At 75.9% G+C, this 12,435-nt stretch carries 2 protein-coding genes; both read right to left on the bottom strand.

From position 1 onward, the window contains the following. Window positions 1-1,795: type I polyketide synthase (locus ACZ52J_RS42110; protein WP_465626702.1), on the bottom strand; the 1,795-nt coding region annotated here is incomplete at its 3' end. Window positions 1,796-1,811: 16 nt separating this feature from the next. Further along, window positions 1,812-12,435, bottom strand: a 10,624-nt coding sequence (locus tag ACZ52J_RS42105) for an SDR family NAD(P)-dependent oxidoreductase (protein ID WP_465626701.1), incomplete at its 5' end; no start/stop codon positions are given.

The following is a 12,435-nucleotide window of genomic DNA, read 5'->3' as shown; positions in this document are numbered from 1 at the left end:
CGCACTCCGCCATCCGCCCCGCGAACACAGCCGACCCGGCCAGCAGCTCCGCGGCCATCCCCACCCACTGCGAACCCTGACCCGGGAACACCAACGCCACCCGACCGGACGACACACCGTCGCCCCGCACCAGGCCCGGCACCGAGTGGCCCTCCGCCAGCGCCTTCACGCCGTCGAGCAGTCGGTCCGGGTCGGTGCCCACCACCACGGCGCGCCGTTCGAAGGCGGTCCGCGTGAGGGCGAGGGCGCGGCCGGTGTCGGCGGCCCGCAGGGGTGCGGGACCGGCGCTCAGGTGTGCCAGCAGCCGGGCCGCCTGGTCGCGCAGCGCCTCGTCGGTACGCCCCGACAGCACCCAGGGCAGCGGGTACGCATCGCCGTCGGCCGCAGTGTCGGCCGCCGGTCCGGCTTCCTCCGCCGGGGCCTGTTCCAGGATCAGATGGGCGTTGGTGCCGCTGACGCCGAAGGCGGACACCCCGGCCCGGCGCGGGTGTCCCGTGTCGTCCCAGACGCGGGCCTCGGAGAGGATTTCCACGGCTCCCGACGACCAGTCCACCATGGGCGTCGGCCGGTCCGCGTGCAGGGTCCTGGGCAGTTCGCCGTGCTCGATCGCCAGCACCATCTTGATGACGCCGCCCACTCCGGCCGCCGCCGAGGTGTGGCCGATGTTCGACTTCAACGAGCCCAGCCACAAAGGCCGTTCGGCGGGCCGCCGCTGACCGTACGTGGCCAGCAGCGCCTGCGCCTCGATGGGGTCGCCGAGGGTGGTGCCGGTGCCGTGCGCCTCCACCGCGTCCACTTCGGACGCCGACAGGCCCGCGTCCGCGAGCGCCGCCCGGATCACCCGCTGCTGTGCCGGGCCGCTGGGCGCCGTCAGGCCGTTGCTCGCACCGTCCTGGTTCGTGGCCGAACCCCGGATGACGGCCAGCACCGGGTGCCCGTTGCGCCGCGCGTCCGACAGCCGTTCCAGCAGCAGGACGCCGGCGCCCTCGGACCAACCGGTTCCGTCCGCGTCGGCCCCGAACGCCTTGCAGCGGCCGTCGGCCGACAGTGCCCGCTGGCGGCTGAACGCCACGAACGCGTCGGGGGTCGCCATCACCGACACCCCGCCGGCCAGGGCCAGCGTGCAGTCGCCGGCCCGCAGGGCCCGGATCGCCAGGTGCAGGGCGACCAGAGAAGAGGAGCAGGCCGTGTCCACGGTCACCGCGGGCCCTTCCAGGCCCAGGGTGTAGGCGATCCGGCCGGAGACCACACTGCTCGCGGTCCCGGTGTCCAACAGGCCCTGGACCTCGGGGAGGTGGCGCGAACCCGCGCCGTAGCCGTTGCCGATCGCCCCGAGGAAGACACCCGTGCCGGTGCGCCGCAGCGTGCGGGGGTCGATCGTGGCCCGCTCGACCGCCTCCCAGGCGGTCTCCAGTGCCAGCCGCTGCTGGGGGTCCATGGCCAGGGCCTCGCGCGGCGAGATGCCGAAGAACTCCGCGTCGAACTCGGCGGCGTCGTGGAGGAAGCCGCCGTGCCGGGTGTAGGAGGTACCGGGCCGCTCGGGGTCCGGGTCGTAGAGGCCCTCCAGGTCCCAGCCGCGGTTGACCGGCCAGGCGGAGACCGCGTCGGCGCCCCGGGAGACCAGGTCCCACAGCAGTTCCGGCGTGTCGGTGCCGCCGGGATAGCGGCAGGCCATGGAGACGACGGCGATCGGTTCGTGGCGGGCCTGCTCGGCCTCGCGCAGCTGCCTCCGGGTGTCACCGAGGTCTGCGGTGGCGCGCCTGAGGTAGTCGAGCAGCTTCTTGTCGTCGGACATCAGTGCCAGCTCTCTTTCAGGCGTTTCCGAAGTCGTTGTCGAGCAGGGCGAACAGCTCGTCCGCTGTCGCCGTTTCCATCGCGGTGGCGTTGTCGTCCACCGGTCCCGGCGGTGGTGCCTCGCCCCCCGGTGCGCCGGCGCGCCGGCCCCAGCCGTGCAGCAGTTCGTTCAGTCGTTCGCCGACCCCGTCGGTGTCGGCCGCTCCGGGCGGGACGGCCGCGAGGAGCGCGGCCAGCCGGTCCAGCTCGGCCAACAGCGGCGAGGGCGGTTCGGGCGCGGCGGACAGCTCCGCGTCCAGGTGGGCGGCGAGCGCCTCTGGCGTCGGGTGGTCGAAGACGACCGTCGGCGGGACGGCCAGCCCGGTGGCCTCGCACAGCGCGTTCCTGAACCGCACCGCGAGCATCGAGTCGAAGCCGATCTCGGAGAAGGCGCGTTCCGGGCGCACCGGACCGGTTCCGGAATGGCCGAGGACCGCGGCCGCGTGCCGGACGACCAGGTCGAGCACCGCTTGGCGGCGTGCCTGCCGGTCCAGCGGGGCCAGCCGGGCGGCCAGTCGCACGGCGGGGGTGCCGTCCTCGTCGCCCGCGGTCTGCGGAGTGTCCTCGGCCGGCACCGTGGTGGTGGCCGCGGTGGTGGCCGCGGCGGCCGTCCGGCCCGGTGTGGGCAGCCAGTACCGGTCGCGCTGGAAGGGGTACGTCGGCAGCAGGACGGGTGCCGGGCCGCCCGGCCCGGGGGCCCCCGTCCAGGGCGACCAGTCCACCGGGCCGCCGCCGGCCGCCCACGCCTCGGTCAGTGAGGCCAGCAGCCGGTCCCGGCCGCCGTCGCCGCGCCGCAGCGTGCCGACCGCCGACACCTCCCGCCCGGCCGCCGCGGCCACCGCCTCGATCCCGGCGAGCAGCACCGGATGCGGGCTGACCTCGACGAGCAGGGTGTGGCCCGCGTCGAGCAGGGCGCGGGTCGCTCCGACGAAGTCGACCGGCTCGCGCAGGTTGCGGTACCAGTAGGCGGCGTCGAGCGATTCTCCGGCGACGGGTTCGCCGGTCACCGTCGAGTAGAGCGGGACGGCCGAGGCGCGGGGGCGTATCCCGGCGAAGGCTTCGCGCAGTTCGTCCTCGATCTCGGCGACCTGGGCCGAGTGGGCCGCGTAGTCCACCGGGATCGCCTTGGCCCGCACACCTTCCCGGTCGCAGGCCGCGAGCAGGGCGGTCAGCTCCTCGGGCTCCCCGGCGACGACCACGGCGTCGGGGCCGTTCACCGCGGCCACGCAGAGGCGTCCGCCGGCGGGCATCAGGCTCGTGGTCCGCTCGACGGAGGCGGCGACCGACACCATGCCGCCGCGTCCCGCCAACCTCAGCAGCGCCCGGCTGCGCCGCGCCACCACGAGGGCCGCGTCGTCGAGCGACAGCGCTCCGGCGACGTGGGCGGCGGCGATCTCGCCCTGGCTGTGTCCGACGACCGCGTCCGGGGTGACCCCGGTGTCGCGCCAGTGCGCGGCCAGCGCGACCATCACGGCGAAGAGCGCCGGCTGGACGACGTCCACGCGGTCGAGCGTCGGCGCGCCGGGCGCGCCGCGCAGCACCTCGGTCAGGGACCAGTCGGTGTGCGGGGCGAGCGCCCGTTCGCAGGCGTCGATGGCGGCGGCGAACGGCGCGGAGGCGTCGAGCGCCGCCGTGGCCATGCCGGCCCACTGCGAGCCCTGGCCGGGGAAGACGAAAACCGTACGGCCGCCGCGCGCCCGGTCCCGCACGGCGTCGGGCGCGGGTTCGCCCGCCGCGAGGGCGTCCAGCCGGCCGAGGAGCGCGTCGCGGTCGCGGCCGAGGACTGCTGCCCGGAAGGGCAGGGCGGGGCGGGTGGTGGCGAGCGCACGGGCCGGGGCGGCGGCGCCCCCGTCGGGGCCGGCCCGCAGGTGCTCGCCCAGTCGGCGCGCCTGTCGGCGCAGGGCCGCGGGGGTCATGGCGGAGAGCAGCCACGGAACGGTGGTCCCGGTGTCCTCGGAGGGTTCGCCGTCCGTGCAGTCGGGCAGCGGGCCGGCGTCGGCGGCGGATGCTTCCTCCAGGACGGCGTGGGCGTTGGTGCCGCTCATGCCGAACGCGGAGACGCCGGCCCGGCGCGGCCGGTCCCCGTCCGGGGCGTCCCAGGGGCGGGCGTCCGCGAGCAGCCGGACCGCGCCGGCCGACCAGTCCACCCGGCTGGACGCCTCCTGTGCGTGCAGGGTGCCGGGGAGCACGCCGTTGCGCAGTGCGAGCACCGTCTTGATGACGCCGGCGACCCCGGCGGCGGCCTGGGTGTGCCCGATGTTGGACTTCAGCGATCCCAGCCACAGCGGGCGGTCGGCGGGCCGGTCCTGGCCGTAGGTGGCCAGCAGGGCCTGCGCCTCGATGGGGTCGCCGAGCACGGTGCCGGTGCCGTGCCCCTCGACCAGGTCGATATCGGCGCCGGACAGTCCTGCCGCGGCCAGCGCGGTCCTGATCACCCGCTGCTGCGCGGGGCCGCTCGGAGCGGTGAGGCCGTTGCTGGCACCGTCCTGGTTCACCGCGGTGCCCCGTACGAGGGCGAGGACCGGATGTCCGAGGCGGCGCGCGTCGGAGAGGCGTTCCACGAGCAGGACGCCCACCCCTTCGCCCCAGCCCGTGCCGTTCGCCCCTTCGGCGAAGGAGCGGCAGCGGCCGTCGGGCGACAGGCCCTGCTGACGGCTGAACTCGACGAAGACGTCCGGGCTCGCCATCACCGCGGCGCCGCCGACCAGGGCGAACGAGCAGTCGCCGGCGCGCAGTGCCTGGCCGGCCAGGTGCAGTGCCACCAGCGAGGACGAGCAGGCCGTCTCCACGGTCACGGCGGGGCCGCCGAGTCCGAGGGTGTAGGCGACGCGGCCGGAGGCGACGCTGGTGACCGTGCCGCTGAGGAGGTGCCCCTCGATCTCGTCGGACGGGTTCTGCGGGCCGGTGCCGTAGCCCTGGGCGGCGACGCCGACGTAGACGCCGCCCTCGCTGCCACGGACCGACGCGGGGTCGAGTCCGGCCCGCTCCAGTGCCTCCCAGCTGGTTTCGAGGAGCAGTCGCTGCTGCGGGTCCATGGCCAGTGCTTCGCGCGGGGAGATGCCGAAGAACTCCGCGTCGAACTCGGCCGCGCCGTCCAGGAATCCGCCGCCGGTGGTGTAGAAGGTGCCCGGGTGCAGGGGGTCCGGGTCGTAGAGGGTGTCCAGCGGCCAGCCGCGGTCGGCGGGCAGCGCGGCGACCGCGTCCACTCCGTCGGCCACCAGCTGCCACAGGTCCTCGGGCGAGCGGACGCCGCCCGGGAACCGGCAGGCCATCGAGACGATCGCCAGGGGTTCGTCGGCCGCCGCGGGCCCGGCCGCGCCGCCGGCGGCGGCCGCGGAGTCCGTCGCTGCCGTGCCGGTCGTGCCGTGGGCGTCCGGTCCGGTGCCGCTCAGCTCGGCGAAGAGGTGGGCGGCGAGGGCGGCTGCCGTCGGGTGGTCGAAGACGGTGGTGAACGCGAGCGGCAGAGCGGTGGCCGCGACCAGCCGGTTGCGGAGTTCGACGGCGGTGAGCGAGTCGAAGCCCAGCTCGCGGAACGGGCGGTCGGCCATGAGGCCGGCGGCCGACTCGTGGCCCAGCACGGCGGCCGCTTCGCTCCGCACCAGTTCCGTCAGCAGTTTGCGGCCCTCGGGCTCGGACAGTCGGTGCAGCCGGTGCAGCCACGACGGGTCGCCGCCCGTGCCGGGTCCGGACCCGGCGGAGGTGTCCGCGTCCGCGGGGTCGCCGTCCGCCGCCCGGGGCTCCGGGGCGGCCGACAGGCCGCGCAGCAGCGCACTGTCCCTGACCGAGCCGAAGATCGGCGCGAAGCGGCTCCAGTCCAGCTCGGCGACGACCGGTTCGCCCTCGTCCAGGGTCAGCGCCAGGCCGAGCGAGGAGAGCGCCGCTGCCGGGGCCATCGGCACCAGCCCGTGGCGGCGCAGGCCGTCGCCGACCGCGCCCTCGGCCATGCCCGCTCCGGCCCAGGGGCCCCAGGCCACCGAGGTCGCCGTCAGGCCCCGGCCGCGCCTCGCCGCGGCGAGGCCGTCCAGGTAGGCGTTGGCTGCCGCGTAGGCGCCCTGGCCGCCGCTGCCCCAGGTGCCCGAGATCGAGGAGAACAGCACGAAGGCGTCCAGCGGGCGGTCTTCGAACAGGGCGTCGAGGTGGGCCGCGCCGCACGTCTTGGCCGCCGTCCGCCGGGCCAGTTCCTCCGGCGTGCAGTCCATCAGCGCGGTGTCCGAGGTGAGTCCGGCGGTGTGCACCACGGCCCGTACGGTGTCGCCCTCGTCGCGCAGCCGCCCCAGGACCCGCTCCAGCGCGGTGCGGTCGGCGACGTCGCAGGCCAGCAGGGTGCTCCGGGCGCCGAGCGCCGCCAGGGCGTCGACCAGCGCGTCGGCGCCGGGGGCCTCGGGGCCCCGCCGGCCGAGGAGGACGAGGTGCTCCGCGCCGCGCTCCGCGAGCCAGCGCGCCACCTGGGCGCCGAGGCCTCCGGTGCCGCCGGTGACGAGGACCGTGCCGCGCGGCGTCCACGGTGCGGGCGCGGGTGTCGCGGGCTCCGGCGCGGGGACGAGTCGACGGCCCAACGGTGCCGGCGCGCGTACGGCCACCTGGTCCTCGCCGTCCCGTCCGGCCAGCACCGCGCACAGCCCGTCCAGCGCGGGCCCGTCCAGCAGGTCCGGCAGGTCGACCAGGCCGCCCCAGCGCAGCGGGTGCTCCAGTGCCGCCACCCGGCCCAGGCCCCACACCTGGGCCTGCTCGGGGCGGACCTCCTCCGTGCCGTCGGCTGCCACCGCGCCGCGGGTGGCGCACCACAGGGGTGCGTCGATGCCGCTGTCGCCCAGGGCCTGGAGCAGCAGCAGGGTCCCGGTCAGGCAGGCGTCGAGCATCGGCAGGCCAGGGCGGGGGCCCTGGGCCAGGGCCAGCAGCGACAGGACGCCCTCCAAGGAGCCGAACTCCGGGAGCAGCGAGGCCAGTTCGGCGCGTTCGGCGGCGGCCCCGACCCGGATCACGGCCACGTCGGCGCCGTGTCCGGCGAGCGCCTGTTCGCAGGCGAGTGCGGTGTCCTCGGCACCGGGTCCGTCCGGGGTGACGAGCAGCCAGCGGCCGGAGAGGCGGGGCTCCGCGGGCGGGGTGAGCGGCTCCCATGCGATGCGGTAGCGGCGGGGGCCGACGGGGACCTCGGTCTCCCGGCGGGAGCGCCGGGCGGCGGGGGCCGGGTCCGGCGCGGCCACCGGCCAGAAGCGCCTGCGCTGGAAGGCGTAGGTGGGCAGGTCGACCCGCCGCACGTCGGTGCCGCTCCAGCCCGCCGACCAGTCCACCGCCACGCCGCGCAGGTGCAGCGAGGCGAGTGCGGTGCGGACCGCGTCCGGCTCGCCGCGGCCGTCGCGCAGCAGCGGCACCGTACCGGGGCCGCCGGGGGTGGGCGTGGCGTCGGGGAGGCAGGCGTGAAGCATGCCGGACAGCACGCCGCCCGGTCCGAGTTCGAGGTACGTCGTCGCGCCCTCGGCCCGCAGCCGGCGGGCCCCTTCCAGGAAGCGCACGGTGCCCCGGACGTGGCGCACCCAGTGCTCGGGGGAACGGAGTTCCGCGGCCGTGGCCGTGCGCCCGGTCAGGTTGGAGACGATCTCGATGCCGGGCGCGTGGTAGGTCAGCGACTCGGCCACGTCCCGGAACGCGTCGAGCATCCCGTCCATCCGGGCGGAGTGGAACGCGTGGCTCACGCTCAGCCGGCGGGTGCGCCGTCCGCGGGAGCGGAACGCCCCGGCCAGGCGCAGCACCGCGTCCGCGTCACCGGACAGGACCACGGAGGTGGGCCCGTTGACGGCGGCGATGTCCACCGCGTCCCGGCCCGGGTCCCGGTCCGCTTCCGTCTCCGGGAGGGGGTGCCCGGTGCGGTCGTCCAGCAGGGCCTGGTGTACTTCCTCCTCGGTGGCCTCCACCGCCACCATCGCCCCGCCCTCGGGCAGTTCGTCCATCAGCCGGCCCCGGGCCGTTACCAGCGCGCAGGCATCGGGCAGGTCCAGCACGCCCGCCGCGTGGGCGGCGGCGAGTTCGCCGACGGAGTGCCCCATCAGCAGGTCGGGCCGCACACCCCAGTGCTGCACGAGCCGGAACAGCGCCGTCTCCAGGGCGAACAACGCGGGCTGGGTGTACCGGGTGCGGTCGAGCAGCGCCGCACCGGGGGTTCCGGGCTCGGCGAACAGGATGTCGCGCAGGGGCAGGTCGAGGTGCGGGTCCAGGCCGGTCAGCACCTCGTCGAGGGCGTCGGCGAACACCGGGTCGTCGCGGTAGAGCTCCGCGCCGGCTCCGGGCCGCTGGCTGCCCTGTCCCGGGAAGAGGAAGGCGGTCCGGCCGGAGCGTATGGCGCCTCCGGTGAGCAGGTGGCCCGCTGCTGTGCCGCGCGCGAGTGCGGTGAGCGAGCGTCGGACGGATACCCGGTCCCGTCCCAGGACGGCGGCCCGGTGTTCGAGCGGGGCTCGTCCCGTGGCCAGCGAGTAGGCGACGTCCGCCAGTTCGGCGTCCGGGTCGGCATCGAGCCGGCTCAGCAGCCGGCCGGCCTGTGCCCGCAGGGCCTCCGGTGCGCCGGCCGAGAGCAGCAGCGGCACGGGCGGGGCGGCCCGGCGCGCGGTGGCCGTCGTGGCGGTGTCCGGGGCGGGCACGGCCGAGGTGTCGGTCCGCTCCGGGGCGGGCGCGACCGCGACGGCCGGTGCCTGCTCGATGATCGCGTGCACGTTGGTGCCGCTGATGCCGAACGACGACACGCCTGCCCGGCGTGGGTTCCCGGTCTCCGGCCACGGGGTGTGCGCGGTGAGCAGGCGGATGGCACCGTCGGACCAGTCGACGTGCGGGTTCGGCGTCCCGGCGTGCAGGGTTCCCGGCAGTTCGCCGTGGCGGATGGCCAGCACCATCTTCATCACTCCGGCCACCCCGGCCGCCGCCTGGGTGTGCCCGATGTTCGACTTCACGGAGCCGAGCCACAGCGGCCGGTCCGCCGGGCGCGCCGGCCCGTGGACGGCCTGGAGCGCCTGCGCTTCGATGGGGTCGCCGAGCCTCGTGCCGGTGCCGTGGGCCTCGATCGCGTCGATCTGGTCGGCGCGCAGCGCGGCGTCGGCCAGCGCGGCGCGGATGACCTGCTGCTGGGACGGGCCGTTGGGGGCGGTGAGCCCGTTGCTGGCGCCGTCCTGGTTCACGGCGGTGCCGCTGACCAGCGCGAGTACGGGGTGGCCGTGGCGCAGGGCGTCGCTGTGGCGCTCCAGCAGCAGCACTCCGGCGCCCTCGCCCCAGCCCGTGCCGTCCGCGTCCGCCGAGAACGCCTTGCACCGTCCGTCGGCGGCGAGCCCGCGCTGACGGCTGAACTCCACGAAGAGCCGCGGGGTGCTCATCACCGTCACCCCGCCCGCGAGGGCCTGCTCGCAGTCGCCGCGCCGCAGTGCCTGCACGGCCAGGTGGAGCGCCACCAGCGACGAGGAGCACGCGGTGTCGACGGTGAGCGAGGGTCCCTGGAGGCCGAGGACGTAGGACAGCCGCCCGGACAGCACGCTGGCCGTGTTCCCGGTCAGCAGATGGCCCTCGGACACGCCCTCGGCGCCCTGCAGCAGCGCGGAGTAGTCCTGGCCGTTGGTACCGATGTAGACGCCGACCTGCCGGTCCTTCAGCGCGGTCGGGTCCTGCCCGGAGCCCTCGACCGCCTCCCAGGCGGTCTCCAGGAGCAGCCGCTGCTGCGGGTCCATGGCGAGGGCCTCGCGCGGCGAGATGCCGAAGAACTCCGCGTCGAACTCGGGGGCGTCGTGCAGGAAGCCGCCCTGCCTGCTGTACGTGGTGCCGGCGTGGTCGGGGTCGGGGTCGTACAGCCCCTCGGTGTCCCAGCCCCGGTTCGACGGCCAGTCGCCGACGGCGTCGGTGCCATTCGAGAGCAGGTGCCAGAAGTCCTCGGGCCCTGCGACCCCGCCGGGGAAGCGGCAGCCCATGCCGACGATCGCGATCGGCTCGTTGCCGCCGGGTGCCGCCGCCCGGCTCGCCCCGGCATCGACGGAGCCGGCGGGCCCGGCGGTGCCGCTCGCGGCGTCCGGCAGGTCCAGGTCCGCGAGCAGCCGGTCGGCCAGTGCCGACGGTGTGGGATGGTCGAACAGGACGGTGGCGGGCAGCGCCAGTCCGGTGACGGCGGCGAGCCGGTTGCGCAGCTCCACCGCCGTCAGCGAGTCGAAGCCGAGCGCGGAGAACGCCTTTCCGGGCTGGACCGTGTCGACGTCGGGGTGGCGCAGGACCGTCGCCGCGTGGGTGCGTACCAGTTCGGTGAGGGTCCTGACCCGGTCCTCGTGGCGCGGCAGTACGGCGATCTGCTGCCGCAGGGCGTCGGCGGAGTCGCCGCCTTCCCGGGCCGCCGACGGTGCGGTGGTGTCCTGGACGGGCCTCGCGGCAGCCGGGTCCGGTATCCCGTGGAGGAGGGCGGCGGTCCACCGGCCCCTGCCCGTGGTGAAGCGCCTCCAGTCGACATCGGCGACCACGACCAGTTCGTCGTCCTCCGCGAGTGCCCGGCCGATCGCGGTGACGGCCGTTTCGGGCTCCATCACCGGCATGCCGAAGTCCCGCAGCCGTGCGGCGACCTCGTCCGCCAGCATGCCCGGCCCGGCCCAGGCGCCCCAGGCCACGGACGTGCCGGGCAGCCCGGCGGCCCGGCGGGCGGCGACGAGTGCGTCGACGGCCGCGTTGGCGGCCGCGTAGTTGCCCTGCCCGGCGTTGCCCACGACGCCCATCACCGACGAGAACACCACGAAGGCCGACAGGTCGAGACCCGCGGTGGCCTCGTGCAGGTTCCGTGCGGCGGTCAGCTTGGCGCGCAGCACCACGGCGAGCCGCGCGGGGTCCAGCGCGTCGAGCACACCGTCGTCGAGGACGCCCGCCGCGTGGATGACGGCGGACAGCGGGTATCGCGCCGGGATGTCGGCGAGCAGCGCCGCCAGTGCGGCCGGGTCGGCGACGTCGCAGGCCGCGAAGGCCGTTTCGGCGCCCAGCGCCGTCAGTTCCTCCCGCAGCGCGTCCGTACCGGGTGCGTCGGCACCGCGACGGCTGACCAGCAGCAGCCGCTCCGCGCCCTGGCCCGCGAGCCAGCGCGCCGTGTGCGAGCCGACGCCACCGGTGCCACCGGTGACGAGGACCGTGCCCTGCCATCGCGGTCGCGTCCGCACCCGGACGGCCGCGTCGTCCGCGCCACCCGTACGGGCCTTCGGCTGCGCGGACGACGCGGGCCGGAGACGGCGTCCGTGGACCCCGGTGGAGCGCACCGCCACCTGTTCCTCATCGGCCATGGCTCCCGCGAGCACCGCGCACAAGCGGCGGGCGGCCCGTACGTCCAGCACCTCGGGCAGGTCGATCAGACCGCCCCGGCGATGCGGGTGCTCCAGTGCCAGCGTCCGGCCCAGGGCGGCGGACGCGGCCTGGCCGACGTGTCCGGGCCGTTCGGCACCGCCCAGGACCGCCGTTCCCTTCGTCAGCGTCCAGAGCCGGGCGTGGATACCCGCGTCCTCCAGCGCCTGGGCCAGGGCGAGGGTCAGCGCCGGACCACCGGGCAGGTCGGGGTGTTCGGGATGGGGGCGCTCCTCCCAGGACAGCAGGGACAGCACGCCGGCGATCGGCTGCTCCCCGGCGGTCTTCGTGAGCAGAGCGGCCATTTGTTCGCGGGTCGCGCCCGGATCGGCGACGACGCACGGGAGGAGGTCGGCTCCGGCCTCGCCGAGCGTGCCCAGGGCGGCCGCCGCGTCGTCGCCCTCGGGACGCAGGGCGAGCCAGCGACCGGGGAGGCCGTCCGCCGGCGCGACCGACAGGGGTGCCCAGGCAACGTGGTAGCGCCAGGATCCCGCCCTCCGTTCACGGCTCCTGGCGGAGCGCCAGGTCGCCAGGGCGGGCAGGACTTCGTCCAGGGCTTCACGGTCGACCCCGAGGGTTTCGGCGAGCTGGGCGGGGTCCTGTAGTTCCAGGTCGTCCCAGCGGTCTTCGGCGGGGGCGGCCGGGACGGCGGCCGGGGCCGTCAGCCAGTAGCGCCGCCGCTGGAAGGCGTAGGTCGGCAGGTCCACCCGCCGGCCCTCCGGGAACACACCCGACCAGTCCACCTCCAGTCCGCACTCCCACCCGCGGCCCACCGCACGCAGCACCTGAGCCAGGCCACCTTCCTCACGCCGCAACGTCCCCAGCACCGCGGCGTCCACACCAGCGGCCTCCACCGACTCCCCCACCGCCACGCCCAACACCGGGTGCGGGCCGGCCTCGATGAAGACGCGGTGCCCGGCCGCGAGGAGCCCGCAGGTCGTCTGCTCGAACTCGACGGTCTCCCGCAGATTGCGGTACCAGTACTCCGCGTCCAGGGCCTTCGTGTCCAACAGGCCACCCGTCACGCTCGAATAGAACGGCACGGCACCGGAACGAGGCACGATGCCGGCCAGATCGGAGAGCAACCGCTCGCGGATCTCCTCCACATGCGCGGAATGCGACGCGTAGTCGACCTCGATCACACGCGCCCGCACCCCCTCACCCATCAGCCCGTCGACCAGTGCCGTCACCGCGTCCGCGTCACCCGACACCACCGTCGACGACGGGCCGTTCACCGCGGCCACCGACAACCGCCCCGCCCACGGG

The organism is Kitasatospora sp. NPDC034035 (assembly GCF_055575755.1).
Note: the sequence above shows the minus strand (reverse complement) of the source record. Positions and strands in the feature narration are given on the sequence as shown.